Source organism: Gardnerella sp. C0026F2, assembly GCF_056590715.1.
Map to the genome: position 1 here is coordinate 228,379 of NZ_JBWPWR010000001.1, position 21,124 is coordinate 249,502.

Genomic DNA, 21,124 nt, shown 5'->3' on the forward strand with positions numbered 1-21,124 from the left:
GTTTTAAATTATAAATATTAAATTATTCAAAATCACATTAAGAATGCATGTGGCTCGCACCCTTAAAGGTACGAGCCACAACAATCATTATCGTTCTACGCAATCGTCAGGTTTGCGAACAGAAACATCCAAGCCTTCGCTTTGAGCTAAAGATGCAAGCCTATCGTGAATTTCTTCATAAGCAGGAATAATGTCGCCTAAATCGCGCCTGAACAAGTCCTTGTCCAAATGACTTACTCCGTTCGTACCAGCATTGCGCTTATCCCAAAGTCTGCAAGTATCAGGAGTTATTTCATCAGCGAGAAGAATATTACCTTGCGCGTCCACGCCCTCTTCAATCTTGAAGTCGACAAGCTGAACATCAATCTTTGAGAAAATATCCAACAAAGCATTGTTAACAGCATGAGCTTGACGAGTGACTTCCGCCATTTCTTCATCTGTTGCTAATCCAAGAGCTACAACGCCTTCTGGATTAATAAATGGATCACCGAGCTCGTCGGACTTTACGCAGAACTCCAACAATGGCTTCTTTAAAGGTGTTCCTTCTTTAACGTTATAACGTTTTGCAAAAGAACCTGCAGCAGTATTTCGCATAATAATTTCCAGCGGGAACATGCGCATACGCTTTACAAGTTGTTCAGTATCGGAAATTTGTCCGAGGAAGTGGCTTTTTACGCCGCGCGCCTCAAGTAAATGGAATAGTAACGAAGTAATCCGGTTATTTAAACTGCCTTTACCTGCAATCTGAGCTTTCTTCAGACCGTTACCAGCTGTTGCCTGGTTCATGTATTCAACCCATAGCACATTGGTGTCATCGGTAGCATACAGTTTTTTGGCTTTGCCTTCGTACAACTTCTCAAGTTTTTCCATGATATGCCCTCTCTTATGCGCATTCACAGTTGTAGGCGCAAACCAACAATATTTGTAGGTTTACCTGACCTTTGCCAGCACGATTAGCGTAACAATTGTTACCTACAAAATTTCCCTTCGTGCATACTGTAAATTATTATCTTTTTTAACTCCTATGCCTTAATTTTCAATGTATCTAAGCATTTGTTTGTGTAGTTTTTAGCGACATGGCGATGCGTGTCGCATTTTCTCTAGCTTCTTCTTGCGTTAATCCAGTAGCTAAAGAAACTGCCATGCGTCTGTGACCATGTACAGAAGGCTTAGCAAAAATACGCAAGTTGCATCGATAATTTTCGCCAGATTGCAAAGCTTGAGCAATATTCATAAAACCAACAGGTCCTTCCGCATTAATAACAATGGCGTGACTTGCTGCAACTTCATTATTTTTCAAAGAAAGCTCAGTATAGTTAGCTGTAACTGGAACTCCCAAAATAGCCAATGCATGCAATGCAAATTCACTGTAATGCTGCGAAATCATAGTTACCATGCCAGTATCGTGTGGGCGAGGTGACAATTCATTAAAAAGCAAAGAACCATCAGTAAGCACGAATAATTCGACTCCATAAACGCCCCAACCTGTTTCGCCAGCTTCTTGCGCAATATCAGTCAAACCTTCTACAGCGCGCTTTGCAATATCTTTCGCATTAGTGCGGATCGATTCAGGAATATTTGCAGGCTGCCAAGATTCTCTATAGTCTCCGTCTTGCTGACGCTGAGCGATCGGCTCACAAGTAGTAATTCCTGCGCAAGAGCTTATTGTAAGTACTGTAAGCTCATAATCAAGCGGAGCTAAAGCTTCAACAATAACTCGCGAACACTCATTTTCATGCCCAGCTGCTGCACGCCTGCCATGCTGAGCTTCATTCCAAGCTGCAAGCAAATTTTCAGAACTACGAACTATTGACTGACCGTGCCCAGAAGAGCTCATAACAGGTTTAACTACACATGGATATCCAACTTTTTTAGCTCCATCCTCTAACTCTTCATATGATGACGCAAAACGGTATGGAGTAGTAGGCAGTCCTAAATCTTCGTGCGCAATCCTACGCAAACGCTCGCGATCCATTGCAATCGCGGCAATATCTGAGCTAGGAACGACTTGAATATTCTTTTTAGCAGCATCTTTCAAAACTTCAGTAGCAATAGCTTCAACTTCTGGAATAATAATGTCAGGATTCACATTTGAAATAAGTTCTTGCAATTCTTGCGGATTCGACATATCTAGCACGTGGTATTCGTGAGCTATTTGCATTGCAGGAGCGTTTTTGTAGCTATCGGCAGCGCATACTCGCACGCCTAGTCGCATAAGCTCAATCGCAATTTCCTTGCCAAGCTCGCCTGAGCCAAGAAGAAGTGCCGTCGTGTTGTTGCTGTTTGCAGTTACGCCAAAAATGCGTTGATTTTGCTCAGAAAAACTCATACACCCATTGTTGCATTTGCCATTGTCGAACTAAACAATTTTTGTTTGGTGTGGCGCGAGTTTTGGGGGCTGGTGTTTGGCTGGCGGGTTTCTGAAGTGGCTGCGTGAGATAGGAATTACTTGTCTCGCAGCGCTCCGCTCTTATACCTTATTTGGACTTAGCGGTTGCATAGTTAAGTTTAGTTTTTTACTTACTTTCTTTCAAAAATATTTATTTATCAAAAAGATATTACTATCGTTCCGCTTTTATATTGCTCGACAAGCAATTCCTATCTCCCACTATTAGTAAAACCGCTAGTATTCTGTGGTGTGGTAGGAGTGCATGGCGTGGTGTGTGCAGCAGTGTGAATGCTAGTGTTCTTTAAGCAATAAATACTCAACGTCTGCAGAGCGCAACTGCAAAACTTCATAAACGTGCAAGCGTCCAATCTGTGCAAAAAATCTCAAATCTCCACAACACGAATATGAGTATGATGAATATGAAATATATTACGACGCGCCGAGGTGTGTTGCTCTGGCGGAAATCGAGGAAATCGTGTATAGTATCCCTTTGTTGTGTGATTACGTATGTTTTCACGCGCATGGTGGCTATAGCTCAGTCGGTAGAGCATCTGATTGTGGTTCAGAAGGTCGCGCGTTCAAGCCGCGTTAGCCACCCCACTTAAACGGCTGGTAACTGACCAGCCGTTTTTTTGTTTTGCGAAATGGTGGGGCAATAGGGGGTAAGCGGTAAGCTGCAACCGCTTCATTTAAATAACCTCAGTCTATGGAGTAGACTGGTATGGTTACGCATATGTATGTTGATGATGACATGGCGTACTAAATAGCACATGGTGCAGAAGGAGTATTTATGGCTGGTAAGGCTTCACCTAGTGAACCATTGTGGGAGACAATTCTCCTGTTTGTGCCTAGAACTTTAGGAAAGTTAGTGCGCTCGCTTTTTGGTGTTGGAGAATACGATGAGGCATATCGCAGGGACGGCTTGTGCTTCGTTATGCTTGTTCTTGCGATTTTGTTCTGCGCATCAGAATGGTTTAGAGTTAGTGGGTTTATTGGAGTAGGTCTCCATTTTGTGTCTTCTAGTTTGCTTGGAATTATGAGCGTTGTTCTGCCTGTGTGGTTAAGCGTTGTCGCTTTTAGGTTGATGCGTAACAGTGGAGCTGGCTCTGGTAATCCTCGTGTTATTAGCGGATTTATTATTCTATTGTTATCTGTTTGCTCAATTCTTGATATTTCTTCTGTACCTCGCGGAAAAGCATTTAGTTTAGACACTGTACAGAAGTCAGGTGGGTTATTAGGTTTTGTGCTCGGATCTCCGCTATCGTGGGGTCTTTCTCGTATTTTTGCAATTATTATTTTTGTAGTAGCTGCTATTTTTTCGATATTAATGATTACTCGCCTTCATGTAACTGATATAGCTCAAGTCGTGGCTGCTATTCTTACTAAATATAACAATAAAAAGTCTTCTGAAGATTTAGGAAACTCTGAAGAAGATAATTCTGACAGCAAAACCAATTCCTTGGAATTTGCAGATGGCGTGCCAACTCACAATGAAGAGTCGCCGAAAAATAATAGCGGATCTTCTCAAATGTCTTCTGTGTTGAAACTGTTTAAATCATTCTTTAAGCGTAAAAACAGTAATAATAATGGGGAATTGCTTGACGAATACGCCGGCGATGATGCATTTTCGCATGCTGCTTCTCACGGTAATAGTGTAGATAATCTTGAAAGAGTTGAACCTCGTAAAGCAAGAACTGTGAGCAGCTCTTCCGATAATAATGCTTCAAATAATTCCCAATTTGAAAATGCTGATAATAATTCGAGTCAACTTACACCTAGAAGTGTTTCATCTTCATCAAAGCCTGTTCCTGAGGAAATATTGCCAAAAGCTCCTATGAGTGATTCCTCTTTATCTGCAAGCGATCCATGGTCAAGTATTCCAGCTGAACGTATGGATCAATATCGCAGGGATCAAGAAGATTCAGATGATGAAAATGATGCCGAAAGCGAAAATGGTGCTGTCAATAATAATGAGCCTTCTTTTGATTCTTCCTCTGAACCTTACAAGCTCCCTGATTTGAATCTTTTAGCTCATGGAAAGCCTCATGTTGCGAGAACTCCAGCAAACGATAACGTTATTCGTGCGCTAACTTCCACTTTCGAGCAGTTTGACGTTGACGCTCATGTTATTGGATTCCTTAGAGGTCCATCTGTTACGCAGTACGAGGTTGAGCTTGGTCCTGGTGTAAAAGTTGAAAAAGTTACGAATTTGCAAAAAAATATCGCATACGCTGTAGCTAGTACGGATGTGCGTATTTTGTCGCCAATTCCAGGAAAGTCTGCTATTGGTATTGAAATTCCAAACGTCGACCGCGAAATTGTGCATTTGGGAGATGTTCTGCGCTCGCAAAAAGCTATGAATGACCCTAATCCTATGCTTACAGGCGTTGGAAAAGATGTTGAAGGTCATTTCGTAACTGCAGCTCTCGATAAAATGCCGCATTTACTTGTTGCTGGTGCTACCGGCTCTGGTAAGTCGAGTTTCATTAACTCAATGCTCACTTCTATTATCATGCGAGCAACTCCTGAGCAAGTTCGCATGATTATGGTCGATCCTAAGCGCGTGGAGCTTTCTGCTTATGCTGGCATTCCGCATTTGCTCACGCCAATTATTACGGATCCTAAGAAGGCTGCGCAGGCTCTTGAGTGGGTTGTTAAAGAGATGGATGCTCGATATGATGACTTGCAATTCTTTGGTTTCCGTCATGTTAAAGATTTCAACAAGGCTGTCCGTGAAGGAAAGGTTCACGCACCGGCTGGATCTGAGCGAAAAGTTGCTCCATACCCGTATTTGCTTGTGGTTGTGGACGAGATGGCTGATTTGATGATGGTTGCTAAGAACGATGTTGAAAGCTCTATTCAGCGTATTACTCAGCTTGCTCGAGCTGCAGGTGTGCATTTGGTTCTCGCTACTCAGCGTCCGTCTGTTGACGTTGTAACAGGCTTAATTAAGGCGAATATTCCTTCTCGTTTGGCTTTTGCTACTTCGTCTGCTACTGATTCAAGGGTTATTCTCGATACTGTTGGTGCAGAAACTTTGATTGGTCAAGGCGATGCTTTGTTCCTTCCAATGGGTGCTGCAAAACCTCAACGTGTTCAGGGTTCGTGGGTGAGTGAATCTGAAATCCGCAAGGCTGTGGAGTATGTTCGCACGCAGCGTAAGCCAAAGTATCGTGAAGATATTGAGCAAATGGCTCAAAAAGCGGATGCTCAAGCTCAAAGCAAACTTAAAACTAGTGATATTGGCGACGATATGGATGAGTTGCTTCAGGCTGCTGAGCTTGTTGTCAGCTCGCAATTTGGCTCTACTTCAATGCTTCAGCGTAAGTTGCGCGTTGGCTTTGCAAAGGCAGGTCGATTGATGGATTTGCTTGAATCTCGAGGCGTTGTGGGACCTTCTGAAGGTTCTAAAGCTCGCGAAGTTTTGGTTCAGCCGGAAGATTTGCCAAAAGTTTTGGCTTTTATTCGTGGCGAGTCAGATTCGTTATAAGATATTGTATTATTATGTGCAACACCAAGTTGTGTGATGTGCTAGAAGTTTTTACTTTGCAGTAGAATGAAGGTTATGCGTATGAAGAAAAAAGCTAAGTCATCATTTTTTGCTGGCTGGAATTATGCTCCAAATATTGTGACTTATATCCGTATTGTGCTTTCTATTGTTTTTATTGTTTTATATTTGAAAGCAGGCACATGGGGTTTTGGTTCAGTTTCGTTGCGTTGGGCTGCGTTTGTGCTGTTTGTTGTAGCTGCTTCTACAGATAAGCTCGACGGGTGGATGGCTCGTAAATATCATAAGGTTACAGAATTAGGTAAGTTGCTTGATCCAATTGCGGATAAAATCCTTATTCTAGCTGCACTTATTATTTCTTCTGTTTTTGGCGAAATTTATTGGTGGATAACCATCTTGTTCATGATTCGCGAAATTGCTATTACTCTTGTGCGAATTTATGTTGTTAATGTTCGTGGAAGAGTAATTGCTGCATCTTCTGCAGGAAAATATAAGACTCTTACGCAATCGATTGGTATTGCAATGATTATTGCACCTCTTGTTGCAACTATTCATGCTAATACATTGCCTTCTTGGATAGTTTCCTACTACGCAGTGGCTTTCGGCTTGCTTGGTATTTCTTTGGGCTTTGCTTTCTATTCTGCAGTTTTGTATGTCTATAGCGCTTTCTTTGAAAGTTCTTCAGATAGCGAATCTCAAATTGATGATGAAAAAAATTCAGTGCCTTTGCCTCCTGTGAAGTAAATAAAATCAATAAGTAAACTTCTTGTTTGTAGCTTACGGTTTTTCATAAATTATCCCTAAAGGGTTTATGTTGTGGAAAATCGTAAGCTACAATCATATCGAGCGTATTATGAATAATTCTTCAGATTTTAATACAGTTTCTTTAGCTGCGAATCTATTGGAAAAAAGTTTTATTAAAGGAATGCATATTGCTTCAGCAGAGTCGTTAACTGGCGGGCTTTTGGCTGATGCTTTTGTTTCTGTTCCTGGCGCATCGCGAGTTTTTTGTGGTTCTGCTGTCACTTATGATATTCATGCTAAATCCAAAATTCTTGGCGTAAATTCTAATCTTTTACAATCTGAAGGCGCGGTTTACCAGGATGTTGCTTTTCAAATGGCGATTGGAGCTGCTCAAATATATCGTGGCAGTGGATGGGCGTATGAGGAAGATTGTGAGTGTTGTGCAAATTTTCCTATTATTGGCTTGTCTACAACTGGTGTTGCAGGTCCTGGTCCCGATGGTAATAAACCAGCAGGTTTAGTTTATGTTGGAATATTTTTGCCTAAAGTTAATGATGCTGTGGATTCTGTTAAAGATGCGGCTCGTAAAGAACTTGAATATGGATGCGTTAGTAACGTCTATGATTATGATTTTGCTCAAATTGAAAGTCAAAGCGTAACTAAAATTGCGCAATCAAGTGTTGCTTTTGTTTTTGAATTGAGATTATCTGGCAGTCGTCAAGAAGTTCGTGAATCTACTGTATTTCAGTTGTTGAGAATTGCTAATGATCTGATTGCTTATGTCGAAGATTGTAAGTAGTTGGGTTGTAATCAAGACACGCGCTATCGAACAAATGTTCGCATATGTAGTATACTTGTGTTTGTCGAGATGATTTAAGCTGAGTTAAGCGTTTAAGTGCTTGGATTAAATGTTTTATCCACATTGCATAAAAATGCTTGCACTTGAATCTAGTATGGAACTAAGGTCGTTCGATACATAACGGCATGCGAAAGGAGTAGCATACATGGCGCAAACAAAAAGTAAAGGCAATATTAATCGCCTTATTGATGCGGATAAAACAGATCCGCGTCGCCAAGCAGCGTTGGAAACTGCTTTAGCCAATGTTGAACGACAATATGGAAAAGGTTCTGCAATGCGCTTAGGTGATAGACCTATGCAAGATGTAGAAGTTATTCCTACTGGTTCATTAGCGTTGGACACCGCTTTGGGGATTGGCGGTGTTCCTAGAGGGCGAATAGTTGAAGTCTACGGTCCTGAGTCTTCTGGTAAAACAACTCTTGCTTTGCATATTGTTGCAAATGCTCAAAAAAATGGTGGGGTAGCGGCATTTATTGATGCTGAGCATGCGTTGGATCCTGTCTATGCGAGAAAGCTTGGAGTAGACACGGATGCTCTTATTGTTTCTCAGCCAGATAATGGTGAGCAGGCATTGGAAATTGCTGATATGCTTATTCGTTCTGGGGCATTAGATGTTATTGTTGTTGATTCTGTAGCGGCATTAGTTCCTAAAGCTGAAATCGATGGCGATATGGGAGATAGTCATGTGGGCTTACAAGCTCGCTTAATGAGTCAGGCGTTGCGTAAGATGACTGGTGCTCTTTCACAAGCTGGCACTACTGCTATTTTTATTAATCAGCTTCGTGAAAAAATTGGTGTATTCTTTGGTAACCCTGAAACTACTACTGGTGGTAAAGCTTTGAAGTTCTATGCGTCTGTGCGCATGGATATTCGCAGAGTTTCTACTATTAAAGAGGGCGAAGAAGCTGTTGGCAACCGAACTAAAGTTAAGATTGTCAAGAATAAAATGGCTCCGCCTTTCAAAACTGCTGAGTTTGATGTTCTTTATGGAGAAGGTATCTCGACTGAAGGTTCTGTTATCGATATGGGACTGCAAGCTGAAGTTATTAAGAAATCTGGTTCTTGGTTTACTTATGACGGTGAGCAGCTTGGACAAGGTCGTGAAAACGTCCGTAAGTTCTTGAAAGATAATCCAGCTATTACTGAAGAAATTAGCGAAAAAGTCAAAGCTTCGTTAGGTTTAATGCATCCTGAAGATCAATTCGCTGAAGATTCTGAACTAGATCAATTCGATGATGATTCTGTAGCTAAAAATTCTGCACAAAAGTCATCCGAATCGAAGTAATAATAAGATTACAGTGTAAAGCGAATGCAATATGCCTATTAGTGTAGAGAGTTTTCTTCGCGATCATCCAGTAGAGCGTGTTGAAGGAGATGACGAAAATAATAGCGTAAAGCCACATACTCGCAAAAAAATATCGCATAAATCAGTACTTTTAAGCGCAAAAAATAATACAAAAAACATGCCGTATGTAAAAAACGCTAAAGTAAGTGATTTAAGCGACGAACTTTGCAATAGTAGTGAAGATGATTGCAGGGAAGCTGCTTTAAGGCTTTTAGATTATGCTCCTCGCTCTGTGATGGACATGCGCAAAAGGCTTAAAGAAAAAGGCTACACGGAAGTTGCTGTTGACGCGGTTATTCGTCGTTTGCTTGAATTACATCTTCTTGATGACAATCAATATGCTCAAATGGTGATTCGCTCTTGCGCAGTGAGGCTTCTTGGTGCTAGAGCTACTCGAATGGAATTGCAGCGTAAAAATGTTGATCCTGCTGCTATTTCACAAAACGTAGCTTCTGCTCAAAATTCTGGAGTATTTACTGAAGCAGCGTGGGAACTCGGTCGCAAAACGGCTTCGCGCACGAGAAATCTTGAGCCTTTAGTCAGAAGACGAAGATTTTTCGCAGCAGCTGCAAGAAAAGGTCATGATTTAAACGTTATTAACGAAGTGTATGCAGCTTTATTCGAAAGTAATAACGAATGAATAGTAAAAGAGGCTGGCTTATACAAGTAAACCAGCCTCTTTCGCTTAAAACTTTATGATTATTTTGCGAAATTATGCGCTTGAGCTAAAACATACTCAGGCATATCTTCAACATTAATAACATCATTAAAGCGTGGAGATTTTTGCTCAAGATTTCTAAGCATGCTTGGAGCTTTAGTTCCTGTAGCTTCACTAAGCGCATCCATGCATTTGAAGTCATCCATATCTTGCACATGCTCAATATTCAAAGATTCAGCAACAACACGAGGGAATTTATACGGGCTTGCAGTGCTTAGCAATACTCTAGGTGTGCTTTCGTCATGTGGAATATTTTGCATAACAAAGAATCCGCAAGCAGTATGTGGATCGATTACATACTTGTACTTGTTCCAGCAGTCATAAATAGCTTCGCGAATTTGATTCTCATTCGCCCAACCGCAACCAAACAGTGAGCGAATCTTTGCAAGCACATTTTCTGGAATTTCAAAAGCGCCCCACTGAGTCAAGTCATTCATAAGCATTTGTATTAAACGCGTGTCTTTATCGCACATGTAATAAAGCATTCGCTCCAAATTAGAAGAAACCAAAATATCCATAGAAGGAGCAACAGTGTGATGGAATGTGCGCTGACGGTTGTAAGTGCCGCTTACCAAAAAATCAAAAAGCACATTGTTACTATTGCTGGCAACAATGAGATGCTTCACTGGAAGACCAAGCATTTTTGCATAATATCCTGCTAGAATATCACCAAAATTGCCTGTAGGAACACAAAATTCTACTTCGTCTCCAAGTTTTATAACTTCGCGTTCAATAAGCTGCTTGTATGCTGCAAAATAGTAAACAACTTGTGGCACAAGACGACCAACGTTAATCGAGTTAGCTGAAGACAATACTGTATTCGCATCTTCTTCAATATTTTTGTTGAGCTCATTATTTGTGAAAATCTGTTTAACACCTGTTTGAGCATCGTCAAAATTACCGCGAACTGCGCAAACTTTCACATTTTCGCCCACCTGCGTAGTCATTTGCAATTCTTGAACGCGGCTAACTTTTCCTTCTGGATAAAAAGTAACCATAGAAGTGCCTGGAACATCAGCAAAACCAGCCAAAGCAGCTTTACCCGTATCTCCAGAAGTTGCAGTTAGAATCATAACGTTTTTTTCAATGTCAGATTCGTTCTCGTGTTGAGTTTTAGTGCGAGACATTAATTGTGGCAACATTTGCAAAGCAACGTCTTTAAACGCGCAAGTAGGACCATGGAAAAGTTCCATCACAAAATCGCTAGTGTTTCCAAGCTGCTGGAGTGGAGTAATAGCGTTATTGGCCCATTGATTGCCGTATGCCAGTTTAATGCAAGAAGAAAGCTCCTCTGAAGTATAATCAGGCAGCAACAGCTGCAAAATATCTTGCGCAATTTCTTGATACGATTTGCCTTGCAATTTAGAAATATCGTAACGCTCGCTACCAAGGCTATCAGCTACAAATAATCCGCCATCTTCAGCAATTCCTTTACGTATTGCCTCTTTTGATGTGCATGTTGTCTTAAGAGAACGAGTGCTATGGAAAATAGCTGTATCTGATGCCATAATGACTCCGTAACCGTCTGTTTATAAAAAATATTTTTACTTACATAGATTATTTATGTAAATTATTTACACAACTTATATCAAATTATGGTACCTGAAGCGCTGGGCGAATGGGCGTGTGCTAATCTCATATGTATAAATACTTTTGTTTTACTATTAATTAGTTGATGATTAGACAAGTAATCTACAGGGGGTAAACGTTGTCTGTTGATGATTTAGTGAATGCTCGTGCTGATTGTGCACGAAAAGCGTGGCGTAATTTTGCTCATGCAGATACTCGCGCAAAAAATGCGCTTCTTGAAAAAATGGCAGATGCTTTAGAGTTTGCAGCTTCAAATATTGCTGAGGCTAATAAAAAAGATCTTAAAGAAGCTGAAGCTAAGGGAATGGATGCTGGAAAGCTTGATCGACTTAAATTTGATGAAGAGCGAATCCAAGCTTCTGCAAAAAGCGTGCGAAAAATCGCGCAATTGCAAGATCCTGTAGGTCAAGTAGTTCGCGGATACACTCTTCCTAATGGAATTAAACTTTCGCAAATTCGAGTTCCAATGGGCGTTATGGGAATGATTTACGAAGCTCGTCCAAACGTAACTATTGATGTAGCTGCTTTGTGCATTAAATCTGGAAATGCTGCGATTTTGCGAGGCGGAAGCGCGGCTCTTCATACGAATCAGGCGAGTATTGAAGTTATACAATCGGTTCTTAAAAATTCTAACTTTAGTGCTGATTTGATTCAGTCTGTTGATGATTTAGGAAGAGACGGAGCTACGTCAATGATGAATGCTCACGGTCATATTGATGTGCTTGTGCCTAGAGGTAGTGCAAATCTTATTGCAGCAGTTGTTCAAGAATCTACGGTTCCTGTTATTGAAACTGGAGCTGGAAACGTACATATTTATGTAGATAAAAGCGCTGATATTAAAAAAGCTATACCAATTATTATTAATGCAAAAACGCAACGAGTAGGTGTGTGCAACGCTGCTGAAAAATTATTGGTACATAGCGATGTTGCGCAAGAATTTTTGCCAAAAATCGCTGCTGCTTTAGCTGAACATAATGTAATTTTGCATGCAGACGATAAATCTTACGATATTTTGCAATCCGCTAATATTCAAGGATTGCAGCTTGAGCGTGCCACTGATGAAGATTGGAAGCGAGAATATTTGTCGCTGAATATGGGTGTGAAAGTTGTAGATGATTATACTGATGCAGCTTCTCATATTGCGAAATATTCTACTGGCCATACTGAAACCATTATTGCTGAAGATTACTCAACTATTCAAAGTTTTATTGCAAGTGTTGATTCCGCTGTAGTTATGGTAAATGCTTCAACGCGCTTTACAGATGGCGGCGAATTTGGTTTTGGTGCAGAACTTGGTATTTCTACGCAAAAATTACATGCAAGAGGCCCTATGGGTTTGCTTGAAATGACAACAACCAAATGGATCGGCTACGGCAGCGGTCAGATACGCGAATAGTCCTGGCTTTAATAGTTACGTGGCGGTAAGGTAAGAGTATGCCTAATAATGACGTGAATTTGAGTACAGCTGAAGCACTTGATATTGCTGCTGAACGTTTGTCCATTGTGCGATATGTTTTTTTGGTGCAAATTGAAGATGGTATTGCTTCTGCATCGCAACGTTCATCGCTTGAGTATGCTGACGCAGTGTTAATGGGCTGGCCAGATTCTGATTCGAATGATGTGACTATTCCTGATGAAGCTTCGTTTAATAATGTTCTTAAAAATGTTCGCAATATGGAAAAGAATATTATTAAGTTTAGCGAATTAGAACGTGATCATGATATTGATGGCATGACATCCATGCTTGCTAAAATTTCGGAATCTGTAGCGAAAATTCGTGGTGCGTATCAACCAGATTTCCTTCTTCCAACTTTTGCCGAAATCCAGCGTGTTGTAAAAGATGAGTGGGATGAAGAAATGGGCAATATTAATCCGGATAGCGCAAATGTTGCATCTGGAGTAGTGAATGAAACTCAAGTGGAAGACAAGGAATCTGAAGCGAATGAGTCCTGAAATTCACGAAGATGCAGAACGTCGCATGTCTGACCTATTTCATGGCGCGTTTACTGGTAAAGAAGCGGCTCCTCCTGCGGTTGTGAATTCAGTTCATAAACGTACTTCTGCTCGTGGAAATGTGCACGAACGTCAGCGCATTGGAATTATGGGCGGCACATTCGATCCAATACACAATGGCCACTTGGTTGCGGCTTCGGAAGTTGCTTGGGTTTATGATCTTGACGAAGTTATTTTCGTTCCTACCGGTAGGCCTGTTTTTAAGCTTGATAAAAAAGTTACGAATGCAGAAGATCGTTATTTAATGACTGTTATTGCAACAGCCTCAAATCCAAAGTTCACTGTTTCTAGGGTTGATATTGATCGCCCTGGAGTTACTTATACTATCGATACTTTGCGAGATATACGCGCTCAACATCCTGATGCGGAACTTTTCTTTATTACTGGAGCTGACGCTATTGCTGAAATAATGCAATGGAAAAATGCGCGCGAAATGTGGAATTTGGCTCGATTCGTGGCTGTTACTCGTCCTGGCTATTCGAGACCAGAAAAGTTAGCAGATTCTAATTCTCCGTTAATGCCTCGCCAAATGCATACGAATGATACTGGTATTGCAGCGAATCGTGACGATATGGTTCATTGTGATTCTACACATTTGCCGGTTGATATTTTAGAGATTCCAGCGTTGTCTATTTCTTCTACTGATGTTCGTCGTCGAGCTGAGCATGGTGAGCCTGTGTGGTATTTAGTTCCAGATGGAGTAGTTCAATACATAGTTAAGCATGGTTTGTATCGTGCGTAATTATTGATTTTGTAGGCTTGTCGTTTATCGTCTGTGCAAAAAGTTAGTATTGATTATGTTCATTTCGCGAATTAAAGCGAACTAATGTTTGGAGATATGGTGAGCATCGTCCTTGAAGGAAAGCCAGATAAAAACCTTGTTCTCGTTACCGGTCGCACGCATCCGAAGCTTGCTCGTGATGTAGCTGATCAGCTTGGAATTGATGTACTTGAAACTACGGCATACGATTTTGCTAACGGCGAAATGTATGTTCGCTATACGCAATCTGTGCGTGGTACAGATGTATTCGTTATTCAAAGCCACAGTGATCCTGTTAACAAGTCCATTATGGAACAGTTAATTATGATTGACGCTTTGAAGAGGGCTTCTGCTCGTTCAATTACTGCAGTATGCCCGTTGCTTGGTTATTCTCGACAAGATAAAAAGCATCGCGGTCGCGAGCCTATTTCTTGCCGCTTGATGTTTGACTTGCTAAAGACTGCTGGTGCTGATCGCATTATGAGCGTCGATTTGCATGCAGCTCAGTCTCAAGGATTCTTCGACGGTCCTGTTGATCACTTGATTGCTATGCCAGTTTTGGTTGATTACGTACGTGATCGTTTCCGCGATGATCTTGCTAATGTGACTGTTGTGTCTCCTGATGCTGGTCGTATTCGCGTAGCAGAACAGTGGGCTCAGCGCTTAGGCGGCGGTCCTTTGGCTTTCGTGCACAAAACTCGCGATATCACTTGCCCTAATAAGACGGTTGCAAATCGCGTCGTTGGTGACGTTGCTGGACGCGATTGCGTTATGGTTGACGACTTGATCGATACTGCAGGAACTATTGCAGGAGCTTGCAATGTGTTGAAGGAAGCTGGAGCTAAGTCTGTTACAGTTGTTGCAACTCACGGCGTGCTTTCTGGTCCTGCAGTCGAGCGTTTGAAGTCTTGTGGTGCTAGGGAAGTTGTTTTGACTGATACTGTGCCTATTCCAGAAGAGAAGCGTTGGGATGGTTTGACTGTTCTTTCAATTGCTCCGCTTCTTGCAAGCGCTATTAAAGCAGTGTTTGAGGATGGTTCGGTTGCTAAGCTTTTCGACACTTATCCTGAGCATCACGGACAAGGATTCTTATTTGCTTAAGTATTGATTTCGTGCGGTTTGCTTTTCGGCACGCCAATTTGACGTTTTTCGATATTATGGCATAATAGTGACTTGGCGGTTTTTCCGCCGTTCCCTCATGGTGTAATGGCAGCACACGGGTCTTTGGAACCCTTTGTCTTGGTTCGAATCCAGGTGAGGGAGCTTACTTGAAGCGCTACTCGTTTAATCGGGTGGCGTTTTTTGTTTTAAACGCTGCTAATAAGTAATAGAATTAAATACAGCGAAATTTATTGAAATAGTATAAGGAGCGTATGCGTGGAAAAGCATGATGTAACTGCGGCAATAATTTTGGCAGCAGGCGATGGGACGCGTATGCGTTCAGAAACTCCGAAAGTACTACATCCATTTGCTGGTAAAACATTTCTAAATCGTGTTATGGATGCCATGAACGGCGTAAATCCTAAAAAACTAGCTGTAGTTGTGCATGCTCAAGCTGAACGCGTAGCTGCTGCTGCCGTTAGCTATAACGAAAATGTGCATATTGTAAATCAGGACGAAACTCCTGGAACCGGCAGAGCAGTGCAATGTGCTATTAAAGATCTTAACGAAATTGCTAAAAACGAAACGGGTGAAGCATTAAAAGGAGCTGTGCTGATTGCAGCAAGCGATATGCCGCTACTTGATACGCAAACTTTGCAATCTTTAATTGATTTTCACAATAATAATAACAATGTGGCAACAGTTCTTACAGCAGTTTTAAGCGATGCAACTGGCTACGGTCGTATTGTGCGCGAAGCAAACGGTGACGTTTTGCGTATTGTTGAGCATAAGGATGCAAATGCTGGAGAGCTTGCTATTCATGAAGTGAACACTTCTGTATATGTATTCGATGCGACTGTATTATGTGACGCAATTGCAGATCTTAACTCTCAAAATGCTCAAGGTGAGTTCTATTTGACTGATGCCTTGGAACATGCTCGAAAGTTTGGTCATGTCGGTGCAATGTCTGCTCCAGATCCGCTTACTGTAGAAGGCGTAAATAATCGTGTGCAATTAGCTGCGCTCGCAAAAGCACATAATAAGCGCGTGTGTGAAAAATGGATGCTCGAAGGTGTAACTATTCTCGATCCTGATACTACTTGGATTGAAGATAGTGTTACGCTCGCACAAGATGTTACTGTGCTTCCTGGGTGCTTCCTTCAAGGTCGTACTACAGTTGCAAGTGGTGCTGTAGTTGGCCCTTACACGACTCTTATTGATGCGCAAATTGATGAGGATGCTGTGGTTGAGCGTTCGCGCGTACAGGAATCGCATATTTGTAGAGCTGCAAACATTGGTCCTTGGACGTATTTGCGACCAGGAAACGTGCTTGGAGAGGAAAGTAAGGCAGGAGCTTTCGTAGAAATGAAGAAAGCTCATATTGGAAATGGCACTAAAGTACCTCATTTAAGCTATATTGGCGATGCTGATTTGGGTGAGCATACGAATATTGGCGGCGGTACGATTACTGCAAATTATGACGGAGTGCATAAGAATCATACTACGATTGGTTCTGGTGCTCACGTTGGTGCAGGAAACCTGTTTGTAGCACCGGTTACTGTGGGAGATGATGTTACTACCGGTGCTGGATCGGTGGTACGTCACGATGTTCCTGCTGATTCTATGGTGTACTCGGAAAATACTCAGCATGTAATCGAAAATTGGAAGCCAGCTTGGGAACGCTAAAAAGCGTTTGTTGGAGAATTAAGGAGTAGTAACATTATGACAGCTTTAGAAAGCTCAATTAGTGCAATTCGTATTGCTGCCGCTGCTGCAGACCGTTTGAAAGCAACGAACGAGCAGGCTTTTGATGTAAGCGATTTGCTTGGTATTACGGATGCTATGTTAGTTGTTTCTGCTTCAAATGAGCGTCAAGTATTGGCTGTTGCAGAAGAAATCGAAAAAGACTTGTACTTGAAAGACAACAAACGCAAGGCTTTATCTCGTGAAGGCTTGGAATTAGCACAGTGGATTTTGCTTGATTTTGGCGATTTTGTGGTTCATGTAATGCATGAGGAAGCACGAGCATTCTACCGCTTGGAACGCCTGTGGAATGATTGCCCGGCAATCGATTTGCAACTGCCAGAGCATGCTAGCGAAACTGAAGATGCTAGCGAAACTGAAGATGCTAGCGAAACTGAAGATTCTAGCAAAACTGAATAACAAGAAGAAAGTACGGTACAAACCATGGTTGATTTCGTAGAAAATGTTGCGAGTAACGTAAATAATTCCATTAATAGTGCGCACGAAGGAATTGCTCGCTCTGTTATGCTTATTCGCCACGGTCAAACTCCGTATAATGCACAGTTCCGTTTGCAAGGCATGATTGATATTGCTTTGGATGAGTCTGGAATGGATCAGGTGACTCGCTCTGGAAAAGCTTTGCGCGTGCTTTTTGGTGCTTCTGATTTAGAAGATTCGAAGGACCCAAACAGTGCTGAACACGTGCGCATTACGCCGGAAGAAGCGGACGCGAGTTTTGTGGCGATTGTTTCTCCACTTATTCGCGCTCAACAGACTGCTCATGCTTTTGCAGATAAGATTGGGCTTCATGTGCATGTTGAAAATGGTGTGCGCGAGCGTTTCTTTGGCGAGTGGGAAGGTTTGAATCGTCAGCAGATTAGCGAGCAGTGGCCGGAAGATTTCAAAGCTTGGGTTGAAGGTAAAAGCGGAGAGCTTCGTCATGGTGCTGAAGCTAAGCAGGAAGTAGGAGAGCGCGCTGCTGCTGCAGTAGAAGATTGGGCTCGCAAAACTGGCGCAGACCGTGATTTGCTAGTATTTTCGCATGGTTCCTGTCTTTCGCAAACTGTTCATAAGCTGCTTGGATTAGATAAAGTAGATCCTTCTTACAAGACGATTGGCGGCATGGGAAACGGTCGTTGGGCGCGCTTAATTCCAAGTCTTAACGCTGATGGTTCGATTCATTGGCGTTTGGATGCTTATGATCAAGGTCCTGCAGCTGACCCTACAAGCCAGCGTCTTATTCGCATTTGGGGTGCTGCGTAATCTCTCCTTTACCGCTTAATTACCGAAAGCTACCGTTTAGCGATTTTGTAAAGACAGACTATTTACAGTGCCGTATAGTCAAAATTACAAAACAAAAAGCTAACAAACGCTAACAGTAGTGTACGGAAAGGAGGCTTGATGAAAGTAACTATTGCTATCGTTCCGCCTGAGGAAGAGCAGTCAGTTCAGTTGTCAATTCACAATATTGACGATGAGCTTAAGCACATTATCGCTCAGTTACAAAGCATTGACTCCAATGATGCAAATGTAAGAAGTGCTGAAAATAATACTGAAATTAATACTTCAGATAAGTTGAGCAACAATAATCCATTCATATACGGTTATATTAACGATTCGATTATTGTTATGCATGAGCCAGATGTGATTATGATTTGCGTTGAAAATTCGCGCGTAATCATTCACGGTGATAAAGGCGAGTGCGTGTCTTACAAGCGCCTAATGGATTTTGACAATCCGCAATTCGCGTCGTTTGTGCGCATATCTAAATCCGCAATCGTGAACTTGAATCGCATTGTTCGAGTTGATCCAGGATTTGGTGGAAGTATGAGCGTAAAAATGGACGATGGAAGCGTTGAGTGGATTAGTCGCAGATGCTTAGGTGGGTTCAAAAAGCGCTTGGGAATGTAGTTTTAAGCGTAATCAAATATAAAACTATCAAAATTTTTAATACTGATTTTTTTTTAATACTAGATTTTAATACTTAAAAGGAAGCGATTATTATGGAAAAGCAAGTTGCAACATTAGGTAAAACAATGGTAAAAAACATTGTTAAAGGCATTGGCATAGGGTGCACTATTTTTACAGTAATGTCTTTTATATCAAGTCTGTTAGCGCATAGTGAGGTTGGAAATAGAATTGCATCTTATGCTGTAGCATCGTTTGTTATAGGCATAGGATATGGAGTGTTCGCTATTTTTTGGTCGAATGAACGCATGTCAAATTTTGCAAAGTTCGTTTTTGCGCTAGTTCCGCCAATTGCTATTCAGTTTATTGTATCGGTGATTGTTGGATGGATTTCGTTCAAAGATGAGCCAGCGGTGATTTGCGGATGGATTGCGTTCACTGTTATTTTACCGATTCCTATTGCTGCAATAATTTATTACTTCGAGAAGAAGAAAGCGAAAGAAATGAACGCTAGACTGAAAGCATTGCGTAAAGAAAGCAAGTAAATTAGTGACAACTAAATAATCAAGTAAAGAATTGAGTGGTGTTCATCTTCGCCTTTGAGGACGAACGCCACTCGATATTGTATGTCGCCTACTATAGACGTACTAATTCGGCGTTTTGCGCAGCTATAAATTAATCTTTTGCAATAGTTTTGCCGGCAGTAGCTCCAGAAGTCAAGTCCTGAATCTCAGTGATTTCCATAACTGGAACTGCAGCTGGCTTCTTTGTGCCTTTTTCTTCAGCCACACGCACCTGCTCTTCGTAAATCGCGTCATCAGTGTGAAGGGTGACGGTTCCGCGGAAGCGATAGCCCTTCTTTTCTGCCAAATTCGCAACTGCTACAACCAGCTGGCTGCCGTCTTGCAAGTTCTTATAATGCTGACCTGCAGTGCGCTCGTGGTAGGCAAGGTGGTTGTCGTCGAGTACGAACATAGACATTTTTGGTCCCAAATCAAGCTCGCCATCTTTGCTCACTGTTGCAATCCAAGCCAAATTATTCGCAATAAATTCTTTCATATCTGCGCTAAGAGTTGCCATAATATTCCTTTCCTAACAAGATTGCGCACTTTCTTCGTGCGCAATTTATAAGCCTACATTGCTACATTACGCTGATTTAGAAGCGTATACGAGTGCGTAGCATAAAAAAGTTGTAAGTTGTGATATAAATCACCCAATTCTTCAATAGTTTCGTGTGTGAAATTTATACAGCGAAATGCTTGATTGTTATTGTTTTCTGAAGCGTATATCGGAAATTTTACGGAGGAACGCCAGAAAGTTGTACTTTTCACGATTTTATGGCTATTCTGTCTATTTTATAAGCTTAAACGCTTCATAAAAGAAAAATTTTAAAGAATTAACTTTTATAGTTGAAGGGGAACATTATGAAGGTGAAATATGAAACAGCTAAATCTATAGCTGAACCGCTTTCGGATAAATCTGGCATGCCTCAAGGCAAAAGTGTTCACACTGCTCAGATTATGCTGTTGATTTGTGCTGCTATTTGGGGTGGCAGCTATGTTTCTTCAAAATATGCTCTTGAAGTGTTTCCTGTGCAATGGCTTATGGGCGTTCGTATGGTTGGTGCTTGCGCAATTATGGCTGTTATTTTTTTCGGTACGCTTCGTAAAACTTTTACAAAAAAGCTTATTATTCCTTCTTTGCTAACGGGGATTACGTATTATGCTACTTTAGTTTTGCAAACTGAAGGATTACGTTCAATTGATCCAGGCCGTAGCGCGTTTTTGACAGCAGCATATTGCGTAATTACGCCATTTTCTGCTTGGTTAATCGTCAAGAAAAAACCAACTCTTTTAGGATTAGTAGCTGCAGTTATGTGTGTTGCTGGAGTAGGTTTTGTGGCATTAAAGCCTGGAATGCTTGTGCTCACATTGTCTTATGGAGATTTTCTTACTTTATTATGCGCTGCAATTTTTGCTTTTAATCTTACGTTCCTTGCGTATTATTCTCGTAAATATAATCCAGTTACGTTAACTTTTGGGCAATTTGTTGTTTCAGGCGTACTTTTTGTAGCTGGTGCGCTTATTTGTGAGCCTTTGCCAAACTTTAATGCTGCTGATCATTTCTCTATTTTTGCTAATATGTTCTACCTTACAGTGGTAGTAACAGTAGTTGCACAAATTATGCAAAACTATAGTTTGGTGAATCTTTCTACTGCAAACGCTTCTGTGATTATGTGCACTGAAAGTTTGTTCACGCTTTTATTCTCTATTGTTCTTTTTCATGAGCATGTTTCTAGCATGGCTTTTGTGGGATTTGCTTTAATATTTGTTGCAATTATTACTGCAAGCTTAGGTGAGCATTATTGTGATAAAAAAGCCGATTGTGAGCTTTCTTATAAAGATAGAGATTTTGAGGTTGCTAAGTCTTAGGCATCTAAGTTTGT

19 protein-coding genes and 2 tRNA genes are annotated in these 21,124 nt (G+C 41.3%); 17 read left to right on the forward strand and 4 right to left on the reverse strand.

What is annotated here, in order from left to right; all coding sequences use genetic code 11:
• Positions 1 to 87: 87 nt before the first annotated feature.
• Positions 88 to 870, reverse strand: a complete 783-nt coding sequence (gene purC / locus AC1EK3_RS00740) for a phosphoribosylaminoimidazolesuccinocarboxamide synthase (protein ID WP_480033267.1) — start codon at positions 868 to 870, stop codon at positions 88 to 90.
• Positions 871 to 1,045: 175 nt separating this feature from the next.
• A complete protein-coding gene (purT, locus tag AC1EK3_RS00745) occupies positions 1,046 to 2,329 on the reverse strand; it encodes a formate-dependent phosphoribosylglycinamide formyltransferase (RefSeq protein ID WP_480033266.1) in 1,284 nt (427 codons plus the stop codon).
• 584 nt (positions 2,330 to 2,913) lie between these two features.
• On the opposite strand from purT, the gene AC1EK3_RS00750 reads away from it, so the two are divergent.
• The 6 genes from AC1EK3_RS00750 to AC1EK3_RS00775 all read left to right on the forward strand — a co-directional run bounded on the left by AC1EK3_RS00750 (position 2,914) and on the right by AC1EK3_RS00775 (position 9,485).
• A tRNA-His gene (locus tag AC1EK3_RS00750) sits at positions 2,914 to 2,989 on the forward strand.
• A 190-nt stretch (positions 2,990 to 3,179) separates the two neighbouring features.
• The gene (locus tag AC1EK3_RS00755) at positions 3,180 to 5,879 is read left to right on the forward strand and encodes an FtsK/SpoIIIE family DNA translocase (RefSeq protein ID WP_480033265.1); all 2,700 of its coding nucleotides are present in this window, start codon (positions 3,180 to 3,182) and stop codon (positions 5,877 to 5,879) included.
• A gap of 81 nt (positions 5,880 to 5,960) precedes the next feature.
• Positions 5,961 to 6,641, forward strand: a complete 681-nt coding sequence (gene pgsA / locus AC1EK3_RS00760) for a CDP-diacylglycerol--glycerol-3-phosphate 3-phosphatidyltransferase (RefSeq protein WP_415689694.1) — start codon at positions 5,961 to 5,963, stop codon at positions 6,639 to 6,641.
• A gap of 109 nt (positions 6,642 to 6,750) precedes the next feature.
• Positions 6,751 to 7,440 carry a CinA family protein gene (locus AC1EK3_RS00765; protein WP_480033264.1) on the forward strand — a complete coding sequence of 230 codons (690 nt, stop codon included), beginning with the start codon at positions 6,751 to 6,753 and terminating at the stop codon, positions 7,438 to 7,440.
• Positions 7,441 to 7,645: 205 nt separating this feature from the next.
• Complete coding sequence (gene recA / locus AC1EK3_RS00770; protein ID WP_119526350.1) at positions 7,646 to 8,785, forward strand: recombinase RecA; 1,140 nt, start codon at positions 7,646 to 7,648, stop codon at positions 8,783 to 8,785.
• A gap of 31 nt (positions 8,786 to 8,816) precedes the next feature.
• Complete coding sequence (locus tag AC1EK3_RS00775) at positions 8,817 to 9,485, forward strand: regulatory protein RecX (protein ID WP_480033263.1); 669 nt, start codon at positions 8,817 to 8,819, stop codon at positions 9,483 to 9,485.
• A gap of 59 nt (positions 9,486 to 9,544) precedes the next feature.
• Here AC1EK3_RS00775 and thrC read toward each other — a convergent pair whose 3' ends face one another.
• On the reverse strand, positions 9,545 to 11,071 hold the full coding sequence (gene thrC / locus AC1EK3_RS00780; protein ID WP_480033262.1) for a threonine synthase: 1,527 nt from the start codon (positions 11,069 to 11,071) through the stop codon (positions 9,545 to 9,547).
• Positions 11,072 to 11,271: 200 nt separating this feature from the next.
• Between thrC and AC1EK3_RS00785 the strand changes: the two genes are divergently transcribed.
• The 10 genes from AC1EK3_RS00785 to AC1EK3_RS00830 all read left to right on the forward strand — a co-directional run bounded on the left by AC1EK3_RS00785 (position 11,272) and on the right by AC1EK3_RS00830 (position 19,223).
• The gene (locus tag AC1EK3_RS00785; RefSeq protein WP_480033261.1) at positions 11,272 to 12,549 is read left to right on the forward strand and encodes a glutamate-5-semialdehyde dehydrogenase; all 1,278 of its coding nucleotides are present in this window, start codon (positions 11,272 to 11,274) and stop codon (positions 12,547 to 12,549) included.
• A 38-nt stretch (positions 12,550 to 12,587) separates the two neighbouring features.
• On the forward strand, positions 12,588 to 13,106 hold the full coding sequence (locus AC1EK3_RS00790; protein WP_415689641.1) for a phosphoribosylglycinamide synthetase: 519 nt from the start codon (positions 12,588 to 12,590) through the stop codon (positions 13,104 to 13,106).
• Positions 13,096 to 13,908, forward strand: a complete 813-nt coding sequence (nadD, locus tag AC1EK3_RS00795; RefSeq protein ID WP_012914348.1) for a nicotinate-nucleotide adenylyltransferase — start codon at positions 13,096 to 13,098, stop codon at positions 13,906 to 13,908. Before AC1EK3_RS00790 ends, nadD begins: the two co-directional genes overlap by 11 nt.
• Before the next feature lie 96 nt (positions 13,909 to 14,004).
• The gene (locus tag AC1EK3_RS00800) at positions 14,005 to 15,027 is read left to right on the forward strand and encodes a ribose-phosphate diphosphokinase (RefSeq protein ID WP_391495886.1); all 1,023 of its coding nucleotides are present in this window, start codon (positions 14,005 to 14,007) and stop codon (positions 15,025 to 15,027) included.
• Between the two features lie 91 nt (positions 15,028 to 15,118).
• Positions 15,119 to 15,189, forward strand: a tRNA-Gln gene (locus tag AC1EK3_RS00805).
• Positions 15,190 to 15,303: 114 nt separating this feature from the next.
• The gene (gene glmU, locus AC1EK3_RS00810) at positions 15,304 to 16,713 is read left to right on the forward strand and encodes a bifunctional UDP-N-acetylglucosamine diphosphorylase/glucosamine-1-phosphate N-acetyltransferase GlmU (RefSeq protein WP_480033260.1); all 1,410 of its coding nucleotides are present in this window, start codon (positions 15,304 to 15,306) and stop codon (positions 16,711 to 16,713) included.
• Between the two features lie 36 nt (positions 16,714 to 16,749).
• Positions 16,750 to 17,190 carry a ribosome silencing factor gene (gene rsfS / locus AC1EK3_RS00815; protein WP_480033259.1) on the forward strand — a complete coding sequence of 147 codons (441 nt, stop codon included), beginning with the start codon at positions 16,750 to 16,752 and terminating at the stop codon, positions 17,188 to 17,190.
• A 24-nt stretch (positions 17,191 to 17,214) separates the two neighbouring features.
• Positions 17,215 to 18,033 (forward strand): histidine phosphatase family protein, encoded by an 819-nt coding sequence (locus AC1EK3_RS00820; protein WP_480033258.1) that lies wholly within the window; start codon positions 17,215 to 17,217, stop codon positions 18,031 to 18,033.
• Positions 18,034 to 18,171: 138 nt separating this feature from the next.
• Positions 18,172 to 18,681 (forward strand): LytTR family DNA-binding domain-containing protein, encoded by a 510-nt coding sequence (locus AC1EK3_RS00825; RefSeq protein WP_004106477.1) that lies wholly within the window; start codon positions 18,172 to 18,174, stop codon positions 18,679 to 18,681.
• Between the two features lie 92 nt (positions 18,682 to 18,773).
• A complete protein-coding gene (locus tag AC1EK3_RS00830) occupies positions 18,774 to 19,223 on the forward strand; it encodes a DUF3021 family protein (protein ID WP_004106474.1) in 450 nt (149 codons plus the stop codon).
• A gap of 130 nt (positions 19,224 to 19,353) precedes the next feature.
• Here the strand turns inward: AC1EK3_RS00830 and AC1EK3_RS00835 are convergent, their stop codons facing one another.
• Positions 19,354 to 19,758, reverse strand: a complete 405-nt coding sequence (locus AC1EK3_RS00835; RefSeq protein WP_004106472.1) for a pyridoxamine 5'-phosphate oxidase family protein — start codon at positions 19,756 to 19,758, stop codon at positions 19,354 to 19,356.
• Between the two features lie 344 nt (positions 19,759 to 20,102).
• On the opposite strand from AC1EK3_RS00835, the gene AC1EK3_RS00840 reads away from it, so the two are divergent.
• Positions 20,103 to 21,110 (forward strand): DMT family transporter, encoded by a 1,008-nt coding sequence (locus AC1EK3_RS00840; RefSeq protein ID WP_480033257.1) that lies wholly within the window; start codon positions 20,103 to 20,105, stop codon positions 21,108 to 21,110.
• Positions 21,111 to 21,124 lie beyond the last annotated feature (14 nt).